The sequence below is a fragment of the Pseudomonas sp. IAC-BECa141 genome (assembly GCF_020544405.1).
GTDB lineage: Bacteria > Pseudomonadota > Gammaproteobacteria > Pseudomonadales > Pseudomonadaceae > Aquipseudomonas.
Map to the genome: position 1 here is coordinate 5,367,042 of NZ_CP065410.1, position 21,233 is coordinate 5,388,274.

The following is a 21,233-nucleotide window of genomic DNA, read 5'->3' on the forward strand; positions in this document are numbered from 1 at the left end:
GGAACGCGGAGCGTCCCTTGAGGCATTCCCACGCAGAGCGTGGGAACGATCAGGACACGGAACGAGCGATCCGGGGGGTTAGAGGCGACCGTATTCCTGCGCCGTACGATCCAGCGCTTTCAAGGTCTTGCCCACCAGCTCGTCAATCTCTTCACGGCTGGCAATCAACGCCGGCGCCATGATCATCCGCCCCAGGGTCGAGCGAATGATCACTCCTTCTTCAAACCCGATCGTGCGGCAGCGCCAGGCGATGTCGTTTTCATTGGCAAAGCGTTTGCGCGTGGCCTTGTCTTCCGCCAGTTGCAGCGCCGCGACCATGCCCGTGCCCTGAATGTCACCTACCAGCGGATGATTGCCGAACACCTCGCGCAGGCACTGTTGCAGGTACGGGCCGATGTCATCCTTGACCCGCGTCACCACGCCTTCATCGCGCAAGGCCTTGAGGTTGGCAATCGCCACCGCTGCCGCCACCGGGTGCCCGGAATAGGTCAGGCCGTGGGCGAACACGCCGCCCTGCTCCACCAGCACGTCGGCCATTTTCTTCGACAGGATCAGGCCACCCATCGGGATGTAACCGGAGGTCAAACCCTTGGCGATGGACAGGGTGTCCGGCTCGAAACCGAAGTATTCGTGAGCGAACCATTCGCCGGTACGACCGAAGCCGCCGATCACTTCATCGGCGCACAACAGCACGTCGTACTTGCGGCAGATGCGCTGGATTTCCGGCCAGTAGCTTTCCGGCGGGAAGATCATCCCGCCCGCGCCCTGGAACGGTTCGGCGATGAAGCCGGCGACCTTGTCGGCGCCCAGTTCGAGGATCTTCGCTTCCAGCTGCTGCGCCGCCCGCAGGCCGAATTCCGCCGGGGTCAGGTTGCCTTCGTGGGCGAAGAAGTACGGCTCGTCGATGTGCGCGATGTCGGGAATCATCCCGCCCATTTCGTGCATGAACTTCATGCCGCCGAGGGCCGTCGCCGCGAGGGTCGAACCGTGGTAGCCGTTCCAGCGGCCGATCATGATTTTCTTCTCGGGCTTGCCCAGCACCTGCCAGTAACGGCGCACGGTACGGATCAGCACCTCGTTGGCCTCGGAGCCGGAGTTGGTGTAGATCGCGTGGCTGTAGTGCCCCGGCAGCAGGCTGAACAACAGCTCGGAGAGCTCGATCACCTGCGGGTGGGTGGTGTGGAAAAACATGTTGTAGTACGGCAACTGCTCCAGCTGCCGGCTCGCCGCCGCGTTCAGGTCTTTTCGCCCGTAACCGAGGTTGGTGCACCACAGCCCGGACATGCCGTCGAGGTAGCGCCGACCGTCGTTGTCCCACAGGTGCAGGCGATCACCGCGCACCATCACCCGTGGGCCTTCGTCGTTGAGGGCCTTCTGGTCGACGAACGCATGAATGTGGTGCGCTGCATCGGCGGCCTGGTAGTCGCGGGTTTCACGTGAGGTGGTCATCGCCGGATCTCCTTTTTTGTTGTGAGCGGCTGTCATGAGCGCAGTTGAAACCAGGTGGTTTTCAACTGGGTGTATTTGTCGAACGAGTGCAGCGACAGATCGCGGCCGAAACCGGATTGTTTGCCGCCGCCGAACGGCACGGTCACGTCCAGCGCATCGACGCTGTTGACCGACACCGTACCGGCTCGCAATTGCCGCGCCACTCGATGGGCGCGGTGCAGATCGTCAGTCCACAGCGACGCCGCCAGACCGTAGACGCTGTCGTTGGCCAGTTGCAAGGCGTGGGCCTCGTCATCGAACGCAGTCACCGCCAGCACCGGGCCGAACACTTCTTCGCGAAACAGGCTCATGTGCGGCTGCACGTCGGTGAAAATCGTCGGCTGAACGAAGTTGTCCGAGCCGTTGAAACTCAGCTGCCGCCCGCCGCAGACGCGGGTCGCGCCTTCACGCTCGGCCTGATGAATGAAGCGCAGAATGCTTTCGGTCTGACGGGTATCGACGATCGCCCCGGCTGCACTCGCCGGGTCCAGCGGATCGCCCGGCTGCCAGCGCTCGGCCTGAGCTTTCAGTCGCTCGACGAACTCATCGTGAATCGAGCGCTCCACCAGCAACCGCGAGTTGGCCGAGCAGACTTCGCCCTGATTGAAGAAGATCCCGAACGCGGCTTTCTGCGCCGCCAGATCCAGATCCTTGCAATCGGCAAACACCAGGTTGGCACTCTTGCCGCCGCACTCCAGCCAGACCTGCTTGAGATTCGACTGCGCGGAGTACTGCATGAAATATTTGCCGACCTGAGTCGAGCCGGTGAACACCAGACAATCCACATCCGGGTGCAGGCCCAACGCTTTGCCGGCCTGTTCGCCGAGACCCGGCAGCACGTTCAATACGCCGGCCGGTAGCCCGGCTTCCAGCGCCAGCTCGGCCAGACGCAAGGCGGAGAGCGGCGATTGCTCGGCAGGTTTGAGGATCACCGAGTTGCCCGCCGCCAGCGCCGGTGCAAGTTTCCACGCGGCCATGTCCAGCGGGAAATTCCAAGGCACCACCGCAGCGACCACGCCCAGCGCCTCGCGGGTGATGGTCGCCAGCACGTTCGACGCACTGGGAGCGACCTGATCGTAGAGTTTGTCGAGGCTTTCGGCGTACCAGCGGAACACCCCGGCGGCGCCCGGCACGTCGATGTTGTAAGCGTCCGTCACCGGTTTGCCCATGTTCAGCGAATCGAGCAGGGCCAGCTCTTCGCGATGGGCCAGAATCAGATCCGCCAGCCGCAGCAGCACCTGCTTGCGCTCGGTCGGTGAACGCCCGGCCCACGTGCCAGCTTCGAACACCTGTCGCGCATTCTGCACCGCCGAGTCGACATCCTTTTCACCGCACGCGGCGACGTCTGCCAGAAACTGGCCGGTGGCCGGGTTGATCGCGGCAAAGGTCTGCCCCGACTGCGCCGCACGCAGTTTGCCGTCGATCACGGCCTGGTACGGATAGCTCAACGCAGCGGCCTTGCGCTGCCAGTCTGCAAGCTCGAACACGGTGGTTGCTCCTTGGACTTTTGTTCTTTTGTAAACAGTGCGGGATCGATAGTCGCTCAGGCCCGCGCGCGCTAAAACCAGTAAAAATGTCTTCGCAGACAATAAAAAAGGTAACCAGCCGACAGCCCCTTCGCGCGCGTATGGGGCTATTGTTCAGGGACAAAAAAAACCGCTGACAGAACGGAGGCCGGCGGCTTACAAATTGCTTGGATGTGAAATCCGTTCGCTTTGAGGTTCACCGTGGCCGCTTACAACCTGCGTCAGTTGAAATACTTCATCACTACCGTCGAATGCGGCAGCGTCGCCGAAGCGTCGCGCAAGCTGTACATCGCGCAACCGGCGATTTCCACGGCAATCAAGGGGCTGGAAGACAGCTTCGGCGTGCAACTGCTGATCCGCCATCACGCTCAGGGCGTGTCTCTGACACCGAGCGGCGCGCGTTTTTTCCGCAAGGCCCAGGAACTGCTGCGCATGGCCAAGGAGTTCGAACAGAACGCCCTCGCCGACAACGATGTGGTGGCCGGGCAGATCGATATCGGCTGTTTTGAAACGGTGGCGCCGCTGTATTTGCCGCAACTGATTGCCGGCTTCTCGGCGCTCTATCCGGGGGTGAAAATCCGCATCCGCGACGGCGAACAACAGGAACTGGTGCAGGGCCTGACCTCGGGCACCTTCGACCTGGCAATCCTGTACAAGCACGACCTCGACGCCACCATCGAAACCGAGCCCTTGATGCCGGCCCAGCGGCCTTACGCGCTGCTTCCGGCAGATCACCGCTTCGCCCAGCTCAAGCAGGTTTCGCTGCGGGACTTGTGCCTGGAACCGATGATCCTGCTCGACGTACAACCGAGCCGCACCTACTTCGTCAGCCTGTTCGAAGAACTAGGCCTGTCGCCACGCATCGAGTTCAGCTCGCCCTCGATCGAAATGGTGCGCGGCATGGTCGGCCAGGGCTTCGGCTTCTCGATCCTGGTCACCCGCCCACATTCGGAATGCACCTACGACGGCAAGAAAGTCGTGTGCGTCGACATCGTCGAAGACGTCACCGGTTCAGGCCTCGTGGCCGCGTGGCTCAAGCGCGGACAACTGACCAAACCGGCGCAGTTGTTTGCCGATTATTGTCGGGAGCAGCTGACGGCGAAGGCTGGTCGCTGACCCTCACGTACCGCGCGGTTTGGCTCGTGCAGTGGCTTCGGCCACCAATGGGTCATCCGGCCAATAGTGTTTTGGATACCGCCCCTTCAGATCCTTCTTCACCTCGGCATAGGTGCTGCGCCAGAAGTTGGCCAGATCCTGCGTCACCTGAACCGGGCGCCGAGCCGGGGATAGCAGGTGCAGCTTGACCACTTGCCGGCCGCCAGCAATGCGCGGTGTGTCGGCGAGGCCGAACAACTCCTGCAAGCGCACGGCGAGAATCGGTGGTTGCTCGCTGTAGTCGAGGCGAATCGACGAGCCCGACGGCACGCTCAGGTGATGCGGTGCCTGTTCGTCGAGCTGTTGCGGCAGTGGCCATGGCAGCAGATTACGCACGATGCTCGACAGGTCGAGGTTGGCGAAATGGCTGAGGCGCGAGACTTTGCCCAGATAAGGCATCAGCCAGTCTTCGAGGGTTTTCAGCAGCGTCGCGTCGCTGACATCCGGCCATTGGCTGTCGCCCCTGGCGTCCAGATCGAGCTGGCGCAACAGCGCGACTCGCGCCTGCCATTGGCGCAGTTCCGGGGTCCACGGCAGCAGTTCCAGACCTTTGCGTCGCACCAGATTGACCAGCGCCTGGCTGCGGGCGTTTTCGTCGAGACCGGTCAGCGGTTCACGGCTGAGGATCAGTTCGCCGACCTTGCGCTGACGCTCGGCGCGCAACACGCCTTCACGTTCATCCCAGTCCAGTTGATCGACGGTGTGCACCTGTTCGGCCAGCACCGAATCGAACAGCACCGGATCGAAATCCGCCGCCAGATAAATCCGTTCTTCACGTTGACCTTGGCGACTGCCGAGGTCGGCGATGACGATCCACGGCTCCTTCATAAGGCTGTCGGCTTCGGCGAACAACGCCGCGCGGCCGTTGGCCAGACGATATTCGGCACCTCCGGCACGCCGCTGCTGGGCGACGCGATCCGGGTAGGCCAGTGCCAGCAAGGCGCCGAGCCAGCGTGGATGATCGGGATCGCTGACCGGTTCGCTCGGTTGCCCGCGCAGGTAGCCACGATATTGCCGCGCCAGTTGTCGGGCGCGCTGCACACCTCCCTGGGCACCGCGCGCCGCACGTTCTTCGCCGGACAGCAGCGCCAGACGACTGTGCAGATCCGCTCCGGCGCCGCGCAAAATGTCGCGCTCACCGAGCAACGCGGCAACGTCGCACGCCATGTCCGCCAGCCCCAGCGCCTGACCGCGCAACAGCAAATGGGCGATGCGCGGATGGGCCGGCAATTCAGCCATGGCCTGACCATGACGGTTGAGACTTTCACCGTCCAGCGCACCGAGGCGCTGCAACAAATCCTGAGCCTGTGCATACGCGGCGGCTGGCGGTACGTCGAGCCAGATCAGATCACTCGGCGCCACGCCCCAGCGTCCGAGTTGCAAGGCCAGCCCGGCCAGATCCGCCGAGAGGATTTCCGCACTGCCATAAGCCGCCAGTTGTTCATGCTGATCCTGCGACCACAGGCGATAACACACGCCCGGTTCCAGACGCCCGGCCCGGCCCGCGCGCTGGGTGGCACTGGCTTTGGAGATACGTTGAGTGTCGAGGCGAGTCATGCCGCTGCCCGGATCGAAACGCGGCACCCGCGCCAGCCCGGCGTCGATTACCACGCGCACGCCGTTGATGGTCAGGCTGGTCTCGGCGATGTTGGTGGCCAGCACCACTTTGCGCTGGCCAGCGGGCGCCGGGTCGATGGCGGCGCGTTGCGCATTCAGGTCGAGTTCGCCGTGCAACGGACAGAGCAGGATGTCGCTGCGCTCACCGATGGCGTCCGACAGTTGCTGATGAACACGCCGGATTTCCGCCTGCCCCGGCAGGAACACCAACAGGCTGCCGGCTTCATCGTGCAGGGCTTCGAGTACCGTTTGCGTGACGCGTTGATCGATGTATTCGCCCGGCTGGAACGGCCGGCCCCAGCGCATCGTCACCGGGAACATCCGGCCTTCGCTGCGCAGGATCGGCGCGTCGTCGAGCAAGCCGGCAAGACGTTCGCCCTCAAGGGTGGCGGACATCAGCAGAATCTTCAGCGGCTGTTCAGCTCGAAACAGCTCGCGACCGTTCAGACTGAGGGCCAGCGCCAGATCGGCGTCGAGGCTGCGCTCGTGGAATTCGTCGAAGATCAGCAGACCCACGCCCTCCAGCGCCGGGTCGTCCTGCAAGCGCCGGGTGAGGATGCCTTCGGTGACCACTTCGATGCGCGTGTCGGGGCCGACCTTGCTGTCGAGGCGGATGCGATAACCGACGGTTTCACCGACCTTCTCGCCCAGCTCGCTGGCCAGCCGTTCCGCCGCTGCGCGGGCGGCCAGCCGACGCGGTTCGAGCATCAGAATGGTCTGCCCGTTCAACCACGCTTCATTGAGCAGGGCCAAAGGCACGCGGGTGGTTTTACCGGCGCCGGGCGGTGCTTCGAGCACGGCTTCATGGCGTGTCGCCAACGCTTCACGCAGGGCGGGTAAAACTTCATCGATTGGCAACGAATTCATACTGGCTCCAAAGCAGAGCCGCGAGTATAACGGCGAACTGCCAGGCGTTCGTCAGGGTCTTAACTTCACACGATGACGCTTCGTTAACAGATGACTCAGGAGATTCCCATGCGCTTACCTTTTCGCCTGATCGGCGGTGTACTGGTTGCCACCCTGCTCACCCAGATCACTGCGTGCGGTTCGATTTTCTATCCCGACCGGCGCGGCCAGATCGACGGCAAGATCGACCCGGCGATTGCCGTGCTCGATGCCGTGGGCCTGTTGTTCTATATCCTTCCCGGCGTAATCGCGTTCGCCGTGGACTTCGCCACCGGCGCGATCTATTTCGAACCGGGCCACACGGCGCAGGTCGATCCGGCCAAACTCAAGCAAGCCATCGGCCCGGACGGCCAGGTCGATAACCTCAAGTTGCAGGCTATTCTCGAAACAGAACTGGGCCGCAACCTGCCGCTGGACGACCCGCGCCTGATCCGGCACAAGGGCAGCACCCAGCAACTGGCGATGTTCGGCCTGCAACCTGCCGCATAAGGAATCGACGCCCCCATGACCACAAGCACCGAACACGCCCGCCTGCTGCGGCTGGCGACCCGCGCCTCGGTGGCGGTGGCCTGTACGCTGATCATCGCCAAAGCCATCGCCTGGTGGCTGAGCGGTTCGGTGAGCATGCTCGCCGGCCTCACCGACTCGGCCCTCGATGGCATCACTTCGTTGCTCAATCTGCTGGCAGTGCATTACGCGCTGCGCCCGGCGGATGACGATCATCGTTATGGCCACGGCAAGGCCGAATCCTTGGCGGGCATGGCGCAAGCGCTGTTCATCGGCGGCAGTGCGGTGCTGATCGCGTTCCAGGCTTATGAGCGCTTGAACAATCCTGAACCGCTCGGCGCGCCGTGGTTAAGCATCGGCGTGATCCTGTTTTCCCTGCTTCTGACGGCGGCGCTGTTGATGTTGCAGCATCGGGTAATCAAGCAGACCGGCTCCAACGCGGTGCGGGCGGACTCGCTGCATTATCGTTCGGACCTGTTACTCAACGGCAGCATTCTGATTGCGCTGGTGATGGCCGGATTGGGGTTCGAGCAACTGGATGCGTGGTTCGGTCTGGGAATCGCGGGGTACATTTTGTGGAGCGCGATCCAGATCGCCCGGGAAAGTTTTTCGGTGCTGATGGATGAAGAGCTGCCGACGGATGTCAGTCAGCACATGCTCGAACTGGCGTGCGGCGTGCCGGGCGTGTTGGGTGCGCATGATTTGCGCACGCGGATTTCCGGCAATCACTGGTTCGTGCAGTTGCACCTGGAATTGCCGGGGGAGCTGACGCTGTCAGTCGCCCATGGCATCAGCGATCAGGCCGCAGATGCCATTCACAAAGCCTACCCAAAGGCCGAAGTGCTGGTGCACGCCGACCCGCAGGAAGTGGTCAAGGCCGCCCGGGCTCAGTAGTTGACCTGATAACCACGACTGCTCAGGCAATTGCCCTGGGCCTGGCGGTAGGCCTGCACCACTTCGGGCGCCGGTTGATAAGTCGCGGTGCGCGGGTTGAAGCCGCTCTGCTGCACCGCGTATTGATAACACTCGTAGCCATCGCGCTGAACCTGCTCCGGTGACTGACCGTTGGCCGGATACGCCTCCACGTCATAACCATTGCCGGTCGGCTGCGGTGGCTGCTGTACCGGCGGCTCGACCACCACGTAATCCTGGGTCGCTTCCTGATAGGCATAGTACGAGCCGGCAGCGAGGAACAGCAGCGAACCGCCGATCCATACCTCACGGGCGTAATCCGGCAGGTACTGAATGCGAATCCCGCGCGGCGGCTGAACCACGATGTAGCGCGGACCTTGCGGGCGATACCAGTAGCCGCCGGAGTAGAAATAGTCCTGGCCGCGATACGGCACGCGGTATTCACGATCCGGGAAACGGTCGATCACATGGCCCGGCCGGTATTGCGGGCCCGGCCCCCAGCCATTGCCATGCCCGTCGGGGCGACCCGGCCAGCGATTGTCATTGGGGCGGCCGGTCTGCCAGCTCTGGTGATAGCCGTTCTGCGGGCGCTCGTCGCGGTAGTAGCCCTGACGGGGTTCCTGGGTCTGGCGCACGGTGTCGGGACGCGGCTGGATCGGCAGGTCATTGGCCGGCAGTTGCGGCGGCGGTGGCGGCTGGCGTACCGGGTTGGGATTGTAGGCCGGACGTGGCTGATTCTGATTCTGCCACTGGCCATTGTTCGGTTGGCCGTGGTTCTGCTGGCCGTTGTGCTCGAACTGGCGGCTGTTGTCGCCACGAATAATGTCGTTGTTCTGCCGCTGCGGATTGTTCTGACCGTGCGGCTGATTGCCGCCGCCATGTCCCTGATTATTGCCCTGATGCTCCGGCCCGCGTCCGCCGCCGTCAGGACCGCGATTCTGCGGCTCATCCGCCAGCGCTTGCGCACCGACACTCACACACAGCAAACCAACACTGGCCAGACGCCAGATGCGCGACTTCATGAAATTCCTCACTGCGGGCCAGAGCCTGTAATAGAAGGTCTTGTAGCTAAGACCGGGGACGAGCACACCGGGTTCTGCTACAGGTTATCAGTCACGTCATTTATTTATTGAGCGAGACGGGCCAAATCGCGGGCAAGAAAAAAGGGAGACCCGTCGGCCTCCCTTTCAGAGAACTTCGTCCTGGCTCGACGCTTTTGACGTCGGCTCACCTCACGCCGTCTTCTGGACAGCGTGCAGCTCGGGGGCCGGCACAACCCCGGTGGGGGTGGCGGCCGCGGCGGGCCGGATTGGGCGGGCCGCAGTGGACTGTGTTACCGAGCAGTGATTCTGGTGATAAGGATAGGCGCGGAGCCGCGACAGATGATTGCGAAGATTGCTCAAATAAACACCACTTGCGCAATTTTTAACCCTGGATAGATAATCCGCCGCAATAGTTAAGACAAAGGACCGTTTGATGAGCAAACTCGACCGTTACGACCTCAGTATTTTGGCGGAATTGCAGCGCGACGCCCGCATCTCCAACCAGGAACTGGCCGAGCGCATCGGTCTGTCGCCCTCCCCGTGCTCGCGCCGGGTCAAGCAACTGGAGGACGACGGCTACATCTCCCGTCAGGTCGCTCTGCTCGATCGCAAGATGCTCGGCTTGAGCCTGACCGCCTACGTGCTGATCGGCATGGACCGGCACACGCCGGAGCGTTTCGAGAACTTCGAAGCGGCGATCCGCACCTTGCCGCAAGTGCTGGAATGCAGCCTGGTGACTGGCGTGGATGCCGACTATCAGCTGAAAGTGGTGGTGCCGGACATGGATCACTATCAGAAACTGCTGCTGGGGCACCTGACACGGATTGAGGGCGTGACCAGTGTTCGGTCGAGTTTTGTGCTGAATCAGGTGCTCAACAGTACCGAATTGCCGCTGACTCATCTGCGCAGCTGAAATCGCCTTCGCGAGCAAGCTCGCTCCCACATTTAAAATGCATTTCCCTGTGGGAGCGAGCTTGCTCGCGAAGAAGCCGGTGCAGGCGACGAATGACTGCGGCACACCGACGCAGGTCAATGCTGCGTCGTTCGCCGCTGGCGTATACTCCCGGCCGCCCTTTTAGCCGCATGCGTGCCGGAGATGCCCGATGGATCCAGCAGTATTTGAAGAGTGGATGATGACCGGACTGGTCAGCATCCTGATCATTTTCATGGGTTTCATCGTCTGGGATCTGGCGAAGAAGTCCAAGGCCGGGCGTTTCGGCTCGTTCATTCTGTTCTTCGTGCTGGGCCTGGGCGTGGCCGCGTTCATCATCAAGAGCGTGGTGATCGGCCTGATCGAATCCGGCGCCTTATAAGCGCGCCGGCACTTCTTTCCACTGGCCCTGATCGAGCCCTTCGATCGTCCAGTCACCAATCCTGACCCGCACCAGCCGCAACGTCGGCAACCCGACCGCCGCCGTCATCCGCCGCACCTGGCGGTTGCGCCCTTCGCGAATCACCAGTTCCAGCCACGTTGTGGGGATGGTCGCGCGAAAGCGTACCGGTGGGTTGCGCGGCCACAGCTCAGGCTCATCCAGTTGCCGCGCTTCGGCGGGCAAGGTCATGCCGTCATTCAATTCGACGCCGTCACGCAGGCGCTGCAACTGCTCGGCCGTCGGCACGCCTTCGACTTGCACCCAATAGGTTTTCGCCAGTTTGTGCCTGGGGTCGGCGATCCGCGCCTGCAACTGGCCGTCGTTGGTCAACAGCAGTAAACCTTCGCTGTCACGATCCAGCCGTCCTGCCGGGTAAATGCCCGGAATGTCGATGTAATCCTTGAGCGTCGCCCGCCCATCTGCGTCGCTGAATTGCGTCAGCACATCGAACGGTTTGTTGAACAGGATCAGCTTCGGCTCGGCGGGCGGTGCCTTGGCCACACGGCGCGGGGCTGAATAGGACGGCTTCGCGCCGGGACGGCGGGAAGGTGGACGCGGGGGACGGGACATAAGTGAGAAGACATTTAGCGATCAGGGCTGACAATGCTAGTGCCCCGACCGCCAAATGACCACGACAAACCGTTAGCGGAACGGCGGCTCGTCGAAGCTGCGCAGTTTGCGCGAGTGCAGCGAGTTGAGTTCGGTGCGTAGCAGGTCCACCGCTTCGATGCCGATCTTCAAGTGCTGGCTGACCGCACGCTCGTAGAACGCGTTGGCCGAACCCGGCAGCTTGATTTCACTGTGCAGCGGTTTGTCCGAAACGCACAGCAACGTGCCGTACGGCACCCGCAGACGATAACCCTGGGCGGCAATGGTGCCGCTTTCCATGTCCACCGCCACGGCGCGGGACAGGTTGATCAGCGGTCGCTCCTGGGCCCAGCGCAATTCCCAGTTACGGTCGTCGTAAGTCAGCACGGTGCCGGTGCGCAGACGCTTTTTCAGCTCCTCGCCTTTTTCGCCGGTGATGTTGGCCGCCGCTTGCTGCAACGCCAGCTGCACCTCGGCCAGGGCCGGGATCGGAATGTTCGGCGGCACCACCCGGTCGAGAATCCCGTCGCGACGCATGTAGGCGTGAGCCAGCACATAGTCGCCGATGGTCTGCGACTGACGCAGGCCGCCGCAATGCCCGATCATCAGCCAGCAATGCGGGCGCAGCACGGCCAGATGGTCGGTGATGTTCTTGGCGTTGGACGGACCGACGCCGATGTTGACCAGGGTCACGCCGTGGCCATCGCTGGCGATCAGGTGATAGGCCGGCATCTGGTAGCGGTGCCAGACCACACCGGCGGCAATGGCCGAGGCTTCGCCATGATCCATGCCTTTTTCGATGATCACGTTGCCCGGCAACACCATGCGTACAAAACGCGGGTCACGGCGCAGTTGCTCCAGACCGTGGACGATGAACTGGTCGACATAACGGTGGTAGTTGGTCAGCAGGATCCACGGCTGCACATGGCGCCAGTCGCTGCCGGTGTAGTGCACCAGACGACGCAGCGAGAAGTCGACGCGGGCCGCATCGAACAGCGCCAATGGCAACGGATCGGTGTTTTCCCAGTCGTAGAGCCCGTCGGCGATGCCATCGGTGGCGGCAGACAGGTCGGTACTCGGGAACACTCGCGCCAGCACGGCAGCGGTGACACCGGAGCCGGCCAGCTCATCGCCCTGCTCGACCACGTACGGATAGGGAATGTTCTGCTCGCTGACCCCGACTTCCACCGTCACGGTGAAGTCGTGCATCAGAGGCGTGAGCTGTTCCAGCAGGTATTTGCGAAACGCCGCCGGGTGGGTGACGGTCACGCTGTAGGTGCCCGGCAACTGCACCTTGGCGTAGGCGCGGGTGGTCTGCGGGACTTCGCCCTGGCAGTGGTAGGTCAGACGCAGTTCGGGATAACGGAACAGGGCACGTTGCTCGGCGTCGGGCTCGACGCGATCCTTGAGGTAACGCTTGAGCGCCGAGTTCAGCGCCGTGGTGGCCCGCTCATGCAGCTCGGCGAGACGATCCACGGCCTGTTCGGCGGTTTGAACGACAATAAACGCTTCGGTCACGATCAGCTTCCTGTGTTCTGACTTGCAGAGCTTCATCTTGCCTGCATCGTGGCGTCACGGAAACAGTGGCGTTGTGGCAATTCATCAATCTGACAGGTACAGGCGGGCCTGTGGGAGCGGGCTTGCTCGCGATGAGGCCATCCCATTCACATCGATGTTGACCGACAGGCCGTCATCACTGGCAAGCCAGTTCCCAGAAGGCCTTTCGGTGCCTGGAAATTGCCGTCAGAAACCTTGCGGCGTCGAGCGGGCAACAATGGCTTCGACATCCAGCCCGCGCGGCAACGCGCCGTAGACCCGTCCGCCTCCGCTCAGACGACTGGCAATGAACGCATCGCTGACCGCCGAATTCCCGGCCTCCAGCAGCAGCTTCGCTTGCAGCCCGAGGGCGATGTCTTCGGTCAGTTGCCGCGCGCGGTACTGAATGTCGCTGGTGTCCTTGAACTGCGCCTGCAATTGCTGAATGTGCGCAGCCAGTCGCTTGTCGCCATGGCCGTCGCCCAACTCGCTGAACAACACATCAAGCACGCCCGGCTCTTTCGACAACGCCCGCAGCACATCGAGGCATTGCACGTTGCCAGAGCCTTCCCACGTCGAGTTCACCGGCGCCTCGCGGTACAGCCGTGGCAGGATGCTCTCCTCGACATACCCGGCGCCACCCATGCATTCGGCGGCTTCGTTGATCATTCCCGGCGCACGTTTGCAGATCCAGTATTTGCCCACCGCCGTCACCAGCCGGGCGAACTGCGCTTCATGGCGATCATTCAGATGATCCAGCGCCTTGCCCATGCGCAGGCTCAACGCCAGCGCGGCTTCGCTTTCCAGCGCCAGATCGGCCAGCACGTTCTGCATCAGCGGTTGCTCGCTGAGCAGCTTGCCGCCGACTTTGCGGTGGGCGCAGTGATGGCTGGCCTGGGTCAGCGCCTGCCGCATCAGCGAGCTGGAGCCGACCATGCAGTCAAAACGGGTCATCGCCACCATCTCGATGATCGTCGGCACGCCGCGCCCTTCCTCACCGACCATCCACGCCAGTGCGCCTCGGAATTCCACTTCGCTGGAGGCGTTGGACTGGTTGCCGAGCTTGTTTTTCAGGCGCTGGATATAGAACTGATTGCGCGTGTCATCCGGGCGATGGCGCGGCAGCAGGAAGCAGGTCAGGCCCTTGTCGGTCTGCGCCAGCGTGAGGAATGCATCGCACATCGGCGCCGAACAGAACCACTTGTGGCCCACCAGTTCATAAGCCTGACCGGGGCCGCTGGCGCCAACTGGATAAGCCTTGGTGGTGTTGGCCCGCACATCGGTGCCACCCTGTTTCTCGGTCATCGCCATGCCGATGGTGACACCGGCCTTATGGGCCATGCCGACATTGCGCGGATCGTATTCGGTGGCGAGGATTTTCGGCAGCCATTGCTCGGCCAGATTCGGTTGTAAACGCATCGCCGGCACGCTGGCGAAAGTCATGGTCAACGGACAGCCACTGCCGGCTTCGGCCTGGCTGTGCAGGTAGGTCATGGAAGCGCGGGCAACATGGGCACCGTCCTGTGGATGAGCCCAGGGCAACGACGTCAGGCCATGTTCGATGGCGGTGCGCATCAGCTCGTGATACGCCGGATGAAATTCCACCAGATCGATGCGATGACCGTAGCGGTCATGGCTGGCGAACACCGGTTTGTTCTGATTGGCGAGGAACCCGGCCTCCATCAGCGGCCCGCCGGCCAGCGCGCCGTAGGCGTCGATCCGCGACTCGGCCCAGCCGGCGCCGAACCGCCGCGACCACTCCTGCAACGGCAGGTCGATGCGGTACAGGTTGGTGCCGTCCAGCGACGGTGGCTGGTTGGTGACTTCGTGGGTTTCGGCGAACTGATGCAGGTTCATGACGGGGCTCCTTGATCGGCCAGAGCTTCAGTTAAGCACCGCCCCCGAATCGATCAAAGTGTCATATCGGCCTAAATGCCGGCGCTTTCACCCTATCAGCAACTCAATACCCGTCGCTGCATTGCGACCTGCAGATCCTCGAATTTCACCGGTTTGTTCAGATAATCGATCGTGCCACCCGACGCGCAATGCTCTCGATCCGCCCCCAGCGCGATCATGAACACCGGCAGATGGGCGCATCCCGGCAGGTCACGAATCTGGCAGCACAGCGATGCTCCGTCGAGCGGCGGTAGCTGGCAATCGATCAACACTGCATCGAAGCGCTCGCGCTGCAAACAGTCTAGTGCCGCCACGCCGTGGTCGGCAGTGCGCACCCGGAAACCGAGCTTGAGCAACATGCCGCGCATCACCAATTGGTTGACACTGTTGTCGTCCACCAGCAGCACGGTGCAATCCTGCGGCGCGCGCTCGGTGTCACGACTGAACGCAGGCACGGCTTCCACTTCCGGCAACTCAAACTCGACATCCAGCTGAAAACGGCTGCCGCGCCCCGGTTCGGAGCGGTGTGTGAGCTTGCCACCGAGCAGTTCCACCAATTGACGGCAAATCGCCAGACCGACGCCCAGCCCGCCGTATTCGCGGGTCATCGAACCATCGAGCTGGAAGAATCGCTGATACAGCGTGGCCTCGCCCAGATCGGTAAAACCGATACCGGTGTCGATCACCGCGAAGGACAGCGCCAGGCGATTGTCCGTCGACGGTTTGCCGGTGACCCGCAAGGCCAGCCCGCCGACGCGGGTGAACTTGATCGCGTTGTCCAGCAGGCACTCCAGGCATTGCGCGAGTTTGGCACTGTCGCCGTGCAGGCGGTCCGGCAGTGTCGGCAGCACGTCGACCTTGAAGTCCAGCGATTTGCTCGCCGCGTTGCCATCGAACTGAATCCGCAACGCCTCGACCACCCCGCGCAGGCTGAAACTGCCCGGCGTCGCCTTGAGCTTGCCGGCCTGCAATTCGGTCAGGGTGAGGATGCCGTTGACCATGCGCATCATGTCCCGCGCGGAACCGGCGGCAGTCTGCTGGTATTGCTCCAGTTCCGGATCGAGCTCGACGGTCTGCATCAGCTCCAGCGAACCGATCACCCCGTTCATCGGTGTGCGCAGTTCGTGGGTCAGGGTCGCGAGAAATTCGTCCTTGAGCTTGTTGCTGTGGGCCAGTTGCTGGTTCAGCACTTCGAGCTTCTGGCCGGCGTCGAACAGGGTCTGCGCCTGTTGTTCGCGCATCGCGTTGATGCGGTCGGCCAGGGCCAGCGACAGCAGCGCCACTTCAATGGCCGAACCGATCTGACTGGCGTACATGGTCAGGAACACATTCGGCAGCAGGCCCAGGACCATCATGGTGTTGACGATGCCGCCGATCAGGAACGCCGACCAGGCAATGATGAAATAACGCGCCACCCGCAGGCCGCGCCACCAGGCGAGGATCCCGGCGGCGAAGATCACCACGGTAAAGGTCAGGGCCAGGGTCGTCGCCAGACGCAGGGCCAGGCCATAACTGGTCATCAACGACAGACCGATCACTACGGCACCGAACGCGATCAGGGCGATCAGCAGGCGATCGAGCCAGCGGCTGTGGTTCTTCGTCTGCAGGAAACTGCGGGCGAATTGGCTGCCGAACAGCCCCGCGCAACCAATGAAGAACGGCGTGGCGGCGTTGGCCCACCAAGGGTTGTCCGGCCAGAAATACTCGACCGCCGCACCGTTGACCGACAGCTGATAGAGGCCGAACGAGGCGATATAGAAGATGTAATAGAGGTAACTGGTGTCGCGCACGCTGAGATAGATGAACAGGTTGTAGACCAGCATCCCCAGCAGCACGCCATAAATGATCCCCAACACGTACAGGCGCACTGGCTGATCTTCGAGGTACGCGGTGCTCGACCACAATGTCACCGGCGCCTGGATCGAGCCTTCGCTGGACAACCGCAGATAAACGGTGCGTTGCTGATCCGGCTTGAATGCCAGGTCGAACAGGTAATTGTTCTGGCGGATCTCGCGACTGGCGAACGGCAAGGCGTCGCCGGTCTGCCGCACCAGACGATAGTCACCGGCCGCATCGGGCAAATACAGATCAAGATGATCGAGCGGCGGATACGCCAGCTCCAGCAACCAGCTGCGCTGCGCCGACGCATTGGTCGGGCGGTAATGCAGGTCGATCTTCAGCCAGAACGCCGAGCGCGAATAACCGGCATTGAGCGTGGCTTTGTCATGGGGTTTGAAGTTTCCGGCGGCGGCTTGCGCGCGGACGTCGGCAATGCTCGCCTGACCGCTCGGGTCTTCGAACACTTGCAGGGATCGACCCAGCGGGAGGCTCTGGGTGAACTCATCGAACTCGACGGCGCTTGCCAGGAGGGGCAAGCAGAACAGCAACATCAACAAATAGCGCATTGAAGCCCCAGCGTGGCTTGTCCGGTTGTGTCAGGAAGCCCCCCATTCCCTTTGAGATGACGTAAAACCGGTATTACCTGTTATTGGTTTGGATCCACTCTAGCATAGCCGTTGATGGCCATTGAGCACCATGGAAATTTTTCCTACAAAGGCTCTAGAACGGGCGTTCCAGAGCAGAGCGCCGGGCTAGAGCTGTTTGCTCGGTCAGATTGCGCCAAACGGTACCGATCCCGCTACCCGCGTTATCGGCCGGGCGCTGCGCCACAACACCCGAAAAACAGGTTTGGTGGTAAGCTCGCGCACCATGAATATCTACAGCTCACGCCCCGTTGTCCTCTGTCTCTCCGGCCACGACCCCAGTGGTGGCGCCGGCTTGCAGGCAGATATCGAAGCCCTGCTCGCTCAGGGTTGCCATGCGGCTCCGGCCGTCACCGCCCTGACCGTGCAAGACACCGTCAACGTCACTGACTTTCGCGTCCTCGACCGTGAGTGGGTACTGGCCCAGGCCAATGCCGTGCTCAACGATTCCGAAGTCGCGGCAGTGAAACTGGGCATGCTCGGTTCCCTGGAAATGGTCGACACCGTCGTCGAACTGCTCCAGGCGCACCCGCACTTGCCGGTGGTCTGCGACCCGGTGCTGCGCGCCGGCGGCGGTGGACGCCTGGGCAAGGACGAAGTCGGCTACGCCATGCGCGAACGCCTGCTGCCGCTGTCGATCATCGCCACCCCCAACCTTCCCGAAGCCCGGATCCTCGCCGAACTGCCAGAAGGCACCGCGGACGAGTGCGCTGAAAAACTGTTGCCATACATCAAGAACCTGCTGATCACCGGCGGTCACGGCGACGAAACCGAAATCCACAATCGCCTGTACAGCCGCGACGGCCTGCGCGAAACCTTCAAGTGCCAGCGTCTGCCGGGCAGCTATCACGGCTCCGGCTGCACCTTGGCCAGCACCCTCGCCGGCCGACTGGCTCAGGGCGAAAACCTTGCCAGCGCCGTGCGTACTGCGCTGGATTACACCTGGCGCACCCTGCGCGATGCCGAACAGCTGGGCAAAGGCCAGTTCGTGCCGCGTCGCCTGCCGCTGGATTTCTGTTCCTGATGTTTCGAGCCTGAGGTCTGCGCGATGAAACTACGTGGCCTGTATGCCATCACCGACAGCCAGTTGCTGGCCGGCAAGTTTCTGTCCTACGTGGAGGCGGCGCTGGAAGGCGGCGTCACCCTGCTGCAATACCGCGACAAAAGCAGCGACGAGGCCCGCCGCCTGCGTGAGGCCGAAGCCCTGCGCGATCTGTGTGAACGCTACAAGACGCAACTGATCATCAACGATGACGCCGAACTGGCCGCACGCCTGAACGTCGGCGTGCACCTGGGCCAGACCGACGGCCCGCTGTCGCCGACCCGCGCCCTGCTCGGTTCCAGGGCGATCATCGGTTCGACCTGCCACGCGCAACTTGAACTCGCCGAACAAGCCGCCAAAGAGGGTGCGAGTTACGTCGCCTTCGGTCGCTTCTTCAATTCCAGTACCAAACCCGGTGCACCGAGTTGCAGCCTCGATCTGCTCGACGAGGCCAAACGCACCCTGCACCTGCCGATCTGCGCGATCGGCGGCATCACCCTCGACAACGCTGCGCCGCTGGTGGCCCACGGCGTCGATCTGCTGGCCGTGGTCCATGGCCTGTTCGGCGCCGACAGCACCGCCGAAGTGACCCGCCGCGCCCGCGCCTTCAATGAATTATTAAAAGTCTGAGAGCCCGATCATGTCTCGTTCCGAAACCCTGTTTGCCAACGCCCAGAAACACATTCCCGGTGGCGTGAACTCGCCGGTGCGCGCGTTCAAGAGCGTTGGTGGCACGCCGCTGTTCTTCAAGCACGCCGAAGGCGCCTACGTCACTGACGAAGACAACAAGCGTTATGTGGATTACGTGGGTTCCTGGGGCCCGATGATCCTTGGCCACAGCCACCCGGACGTACTGGACGCGGTGCGCAACCAGTTGCAGCACGGCCTGTCCTACGGCGCGCCGACCGCGATGGAAACCGAGATGGCCGATCTGGTCTGCTCGCTGGTGCCATCGATGGAGATGGTGCGCATGGTCAGCTCCGGCACCGAAGCGACCATGAGCGCGATCCGTCTGGCCCGTGGTTTCACCGGCCGCGACAGCATCATCAAGTTCGAAGGCTGCTACCACGGTCACTCCGACAGCCTGCTGGTCAAGGCCGGTTCCGGTGCACTGACCCAGGGCGTACCGAGCTCGGCCGGCGTGCCGGCAGCATTCGCCAAACACACTTTGACCCTGCCGTTCAACGACATCGACGCGGTTGAAAAAATGCTCGCTGAAGTCGGTCAGGACGTCGCGTGCATCATCGTCGAGCCAGTGGCCGGCAACATGAACTGCGTACCGCCGGCGCCGGGTTTCCTCGAAGGCCTGCGCAACCTGTGCGACAAGCACGGCGTGGTGCTGATTTTCGACGAAGTGATGACCGGTTTCCGCGTCGCCCTCGGCGGTGCCCAGGCTTACTACGGCGTGACCCCGGATCTGACCACCTTCGGCAAGATCATCGGTGGCGGCATGCCGGTCGGCTGCTTCGGCGGCAAGCGCTCGATCATGGAGCGCATCGCACCGCTGGGCCCGGTCTATCAGGCGGGCACCTTGTCCGGTAACCCGCTGGCGATGGCTGCCGGCCTGACCACCCTGCGCCTGATCAGCCGTCCGGGTTTCCACGCCGAGCTGACCGACTACACCACGCGCCTGCTCGACGGCCTGCAACAGCGCGCCGATGCCGCCGGCATTCCGTTCGTGACCACCCAGGCGGGCGGCATGTTCGGTCTGTACTTCAGTGGTGCCGACGACATTGTTACTTTTGAAGACGTGATGGCCAGCGATGCAGCGCTGTTCGGCCGCTTCTTCCACTTGATGCTGGAAGGTGGCGTGTACCTGGCGCCGAGCGCCTTCGAAGCCGGCTTCACCTCGATCGCCCATGGCGAGGCCGAGCTGAAAATCACCCTCGACGCCGCCGAACGCGCCTTCGCCAAGTTGAAGTAAAACGCTTCGCCGCTGACGTTGGCCATTGCCAGCGTCAGCGTTCTCCTACATCCGCGCGCCTTTTCCGACACTCCTGCCAAAAATCTCCCATAAAGTGGGCGATATATTTCCCGCGCAGCAGAAAATCGAGTAAAGACTTTGTAAGGATGGCCCTGCTTATTTCATAATGCGCGCTTATTGGATCCCTAGACGGGTCCGCGCGCCCTTCAGAGGTAAGTCGATTCCCATGAACCGCACCGGCCGCACCCTTGCCTTGGGCTGCCTGTTGCTCCTTCAGCCGCTGCTCGCACATGCACAAGCAGGCGGCAACTCGTTGTTGATCCCGGCGATGGGTCGCTGCACCCTCAATACTCAGCCGCAAGATGTCACGCAGGCCCTCGCCGCCTGCCAAAAGGCAGCGGATGAAGGGGATGCGCAAGCGCAATACGAGTTGGGTGAGTTCTACTACGACGGCAAGAACGCGCCGCGCGACCTCAATCAAGCCCTGAGCTATTTCGAAAAGGCCTCGCTGCAAGGCCACGCCCAGGCGCAATTCAAGCTCGGCACCATGTTCTTCCGCGGCGAAGGCGTGCAGGCCAACAACATTCAGGCGTACATCGTGCTGAAGATGGCGGCGGTCAATGGCGCTGAAGACGCGCTCGACACCGCCGACGAAGTGTCCGAAAAAATGTCCCGCGAAGAACTGGAAACCGCAACCCAGGTGCTCGGGCAAATTTTCCGTAAATACCTGATGGAACTGCAGAGCGCCGACGGGCGTACGCCGTTCTCGCCCCTTCCCTGATTTCTCTATAGATTTTTCTGGCCTCTTCGCGAGCAAGTTCGCTCCCACATTGGAATGCATTCCCCTGTGGGAGCGAGCTTGCTCGCGAATGAGGCGACTCGATCTTACGGTTTACTTCTCGGGCATCGGCACCGGGAACGGCATCACGTTGCCGACGCCGCCACGGGCTTCGGTGATCTTCGGTGTCCCCAGCCGCTCCACTTCATCGATGCGCACGATCGAATGCATCGGCACAAAGCTGCGCACCACGCCTTCGAACTGCGCCTTGAGCTTTTCTTCGCTCGGGTCGACGACCACTTGCGTGCGCTCGCCAAAGACGAACTCTTCCACTTCCAGGAAACCCCACAGATCACTTTGATAGATCTGCTTGGCGTACATTTCGAACACCTGGCCCTGGTTGAGGAAAATCACCTTGTAGATTGGAGCTTCGCGTTTGGTCATGGCGGGCGGACAACA

The 21,233-nt window shown here is 62.4% G+C and carries 18 protein-coding genes; 9 read left to right on the forward strand and 9 right to left on the reverse strand.

The window, feature by feature from the left end:
- Positions 1–78: 78 nt before the first annotated feature.
- Together I5961_RS24610 and I5961_RS24615 are read right to left on the reverse strand one after the other, a co-directional pair.
- Positions 79–1,449, reverse strand: coding sequence for an aspartate aminotransferase family protein (locus I5961_RS24610; protein WP_085703122.1), 1,371 nt, complete (start codon positions 1,447–1,449; stop codon positions 79–81).
- Positions 1,450–1,481: 32 nt separating this feature from the next.
- Complete coding sequence (locus tag I5961_RS24615) at positions 1,482–2,975, reverse strand: aldehyde dehydrogenase (protein ID WP_227233619.1); 1,494 nt, start codon at positions 2,973–2,975, stop codon at positions 1,482–1,484.
- 240 nt (positions 2,976–3,215) lie between these two features.
- On the opposite strand from I5961_RS24615, the gene I5961_RS24620 reads away from it, so the two are divergent.
- Complete coding sequence (locus I5961_RS24620; protein ID WP_085697589.1) at positions 3,216–4,130, forward strand: LysR family transcriptional regulator; 915 nt, start codon at positions 3,216–3,218, stop codon at positions 4,128–4,130.
- Positions 4,131–4,133: 3 nt separating this feature from the next.
- Here the strand turns inward: I5961_RS24620 and hrpB are convergent, their stop codons facing one another.
- The gene (hrpB, locus tag I5961_RS24625) at positions 4,134–6,653 is read right to left on the reverse strand and encodes an ATP-dependent helicase HrpB (RefSeq protein WP_227233620.1); all 2,520 of its coding nucleotides are present in this window, start codon (positions 6,651–6,653) and stop codon (positions 4,134–4,136) included.
- Positions 6,654–6,761: 108 nt separating this feature from the next.
- On the opposite strand from hrpB, the gene I5961_RS24630 reads away from it, so the two are divergent.
- Together I5961_RS24630 and I5961_RS24635 are read left to right on the forward strand one after the other, a co-directional pair.
- Positions 6,762–7,181 (forward strand): polyribonucleotide nucleotidyltransferase, encoded by a 420-nt coding sequence (locus tag I5961_RS24630; protein WP_227233622.1) that lies wholly within the window; start codon positions 6,762–6,764, stop codon positions 7,179–7,181.
- 15 nt (positions 7,182–7,196) lie between these two features.
- Entirely contained in the window at positions 7,197–8,093 is an 897-nt protein-coding gene (locus I5961_RS24635) for a cation diffusion facilitator family transporter (RefSeq protein WP_085697592.1), read from the forward strand.
- Here the strand turns inward: I5961_RS24635 and I5961_RS24640 are convergent.
- Positions 8,087–9,133: a DUF6515 family protein gene (locus tag I5961_RS24640; protein ID WP_227233624.1), complete on the reverse strand. Its 1,047-nt coding sequence runs from the start codon at positions 9,131–9,133 to the stop codon at positions 8,087–8,089. The two genes, I5961_RS24635 and I5961_RS24640, sit on opposite strands and share 7 nt — an antisense overlap.
- A gap of 454 nt (positions 9,134–9,587) precedes the next feature.
- On the opposite strand from I5961_RS24640, the gene I5961_RS24645 reads away from it, so the two are divergent.
- Together I5961_RS24645 and I5961_RS24650 are read left to right on the forward strand one after the other, a co-directional pair.
- Positions 9,588–10,067, forward strand: coding sequence for an Lrp/AsnC family transcriptional regulator (locus I5961_RS24645; protein ID WP_007909658.1), 480 nt, complete (start codon positions 9,588–9,590; stop codon positions 10,065–10,067).
- A 190-nt stretch (positions 10,068–10,257) separates the two neighbouring features.
- The gene (locus I5961_RS24650) at positions 10,258–10,467 is read left to right on the forward strand and encodes a DUF2788 domain-containing protein (RefSeq protein ID WP_003228500.1); all 210 of its coding nucleotides are present in this window, start codon (positions 10,258–10,260) and stop codon (positions 10,465–10,467) included.
- Here I5961_RS24650 and I5961_RS24655 read toward each other — a convergent pair.
- From I5961_RS24655 to I5961_RS24670, 4 genes are all read right to left on the reverse strand, one after another.
- Complete coding sequence (locus I5961_RS24655) at positions 10,462–11,028, reverse strand: pseudouridine synthase (protein ID WP_170929720.1); 567 nt, start codon at positions 11,026–11,028, stop codon at positions 10,462–10,464. The genes I5961_RS24650 and I5961_RS24655 overlap by 6 nt on opposite strands.
- A 141-nt stretch (positions 11,029–11,169) precedes the next feature.
- Positions 11,170–12,669, reverse strand: a complete 1,500-nt coding sequence (gene amn, locus I5961_RS24660; protein ID WP_162130486.1) for an AMP nucleosidase — start codon at positions 12,667–12,669, stop codon at positions 11,170–11,172.
- Between the two features lie 189 nt (positions 12,670–12,858).
- Positions 12,859–14,508, reverse strand: coding sequence for an acyl-CoA dehydrogenase family protein (locus tag I5961_RS24665; RefSeq protein ID WP_085697595.1), 1,650 nt, complete (start codon positions 14,506–14,508; stop codon positions 12,859–12,861).
- Between the two features lie 95 nt (positions 14,509–14,603).
- Positions 14,604–16,952 (reverse strand): hybrid sensor histidine kinase/response regulator, encoded by a 2,349-nt coding sequence (locus I5961_RS24670; protein WP_085697596.1) that lies wholly within the window; start codon positions 16,950–16,952, stop codon positions 14,604–14,606.
- Between the two features lie 304 nt (positions 16,953–17,256).
- Here I5961_RS24670 and I5961_RS24675 point away from each other — a divergent pair, with 304 nt between their 5' ends.
- From I5961_RS24675 to I5961_RS24690, 4 genes are all read left to right on the forward strand, one after another.
- A complete protein-coding gene (locus I5961_RS24675) occupies positions 17,257–18,054 on the forward strand; it encodes a hydroxymethylpyrimidine/phosphomethylpyrimidine kinase (protein ID WP_085697597.1) in 798 nt (265 codons plus the stop codon).
- Between the two features lie 24 nt (positions 18,055–18,078).
- Complete coding sequence (gene thiE / locus I5961_RS24680) at positions 18,079–18,702, forward strand: thiamine phosphate synthase (RefSeq protein ID WP_085697598.1); 624 nt, start codon at positions 18,079–18,081, stop codon at positions 18,700–18,702.
- A 10-nt stretch (positions 18,703–18,712) separates the two neighbouring features.
- Positions 18,713–19,996, forward strand: coding sequence for a glutamate-1-semialdehyde 2,1-aminomutase (hemL, locus tag I5961_RS24685; protein ID WP_085697599.1), 1,284 nt, complete (start codon positions 18,713–18,715; stop codon positions 19,994–19,996).
- 226 nt (positions 19,997–20,222) lie between these two features.
- Positions 20,223–20,777 (forward strand): tetratricopeptide repeat protein, encoded by a 555-nt coding sequence (locus I5961_RS24690; RefSeq protein ID WP_085703115.1) that lies wholly within the window; start codon positions 20,223–20,225, stop codon positions 20,775–20,777.
- A gap of 111 nt (positions 20,778–20,888) precedes the next feature.
- Here I5961_RS24690 and I5961_RS24695 read toward each other — a convergent pair whose 3' ends face one another.
- Complete coding sequence (locus I5961_RS24695) at positions 20,889–21,218, reverse strand: DUF1820 family protein (RefSeq protein ID WP_085697601.1); 330 nt, start codon at positions 21,216–21,218, stop codon at positions 20,889–20,891.
- Between the last annotated feature and the right edge of the window lie 15 nt (positions 21,219–21,233).

Excerpts from the sequence above, each read along its gene's own strand:
- hemL (WP_085697599.1), top strand. The coding sequence starts at position 18,713 with ATGTCTCGTTCCGAAACCCTGTTTGCCAACGCCCAGAAACACATTCCC.
- I5961_RS24645 (WP_007909658.1), top strand. The coding sequence starts at position 9,588 with ATGAGCAAACTCGACCGTTACGACCTCAGTATTTTGGCGGAATTGCAG.
- thiE (WP_085697598.1), top strand. The coding sequence starts at position 18,079 with ATGAAACTACGTGGCCTGTATGCCATCACCGACAGCCAGTTGCTGGCC.
- I5961_RS24630 (WP_227233622.1), top strand. The coding sequence starts at position 6,762 with ATGCGCTTACCTTTTCGCCTGATCGGCGGTGTACTGGTTGCCACCCTG.
- I5961_RS24665 (WP_085697595.1), bottom strand. The coding sequence starts at position 14,508 with ATGAACCTGCATCAGTTCGCCGAAACCCACGAAGTCACCAACCAGCCA.
- hrpB (WP_227233620.1), bottom strand. The coding sequence starts at position 6,653 with ATGAATTCGTTGCCAATCGATGAAGTTTTACCCGCCCTGCGTGAAGCG.
- I5961_RS24640 (WP_227233624.1), bottom strand. The coding sequence starts at position 9,133 with ATGAAGTCGCGCATCTGGCGTCTGGCCAGTGTTGGTTTGCTGTGTGTG.
- I5961_RS24635 (WP_085697592.1), top strand. The coding sequence starts at position 7,197 with ATGACCACAAGCACCGAACACGCCCGCCTGCTGCGGCTGGCGACCCGC.
- amn (WP_162130486.1), bottom strand. The coding sequence starts at position 12,669 with ATGAAGCTCTGCAAGTCAGAACACAGGAAGCTGATCGTGACCGAAGCG.
- I5961_RS24695 (WP_085697601.1), bottom strand. The coding sequence starts at position 21,218 with ATGACCAAACGCGAAGCTCCAATCTACAAGGTGATTTTCCTCAACCAG.
- I5961_RS24610 (WP_085703122.1), bottom strand. The coding sequence starts at position 1,449 with ATGACCACCTCACGTGAAACCCGCGACTACCAGGCCGCCGATGCAGCG.
- I5961_RS24690 (WP_085703115.1), top strand. The coding sequence starts at position 20,223 with ATGAACCGCACCGGCCGCACCCTTGCCTTGGGCTGCCTGTTGCTCCTT.
- I5961_RS24650 (WP_003228500.1), top strand. The coding sequence starts at position 10,258 with ATGGATCCAGCAGTATTTGAAGAGTGGATGATGACCGGACTGGTCAGC.
- I5961_RS24670 (WP_085697596.1), bottom strand. The coding sequence starts at position 16,952 with ATGCGCTATTTGTTGATGTTGCTGTTCTGCTTGCCCCTCCTGGCAAGC.
- I5961_RS24675 (WP_085697597.1), top strand. The coding sequence starts at position 17,257 with ATGAATATCTACAGCTCACGCCCCGTTGTCCTCTGTCTCTCCGGCCAC.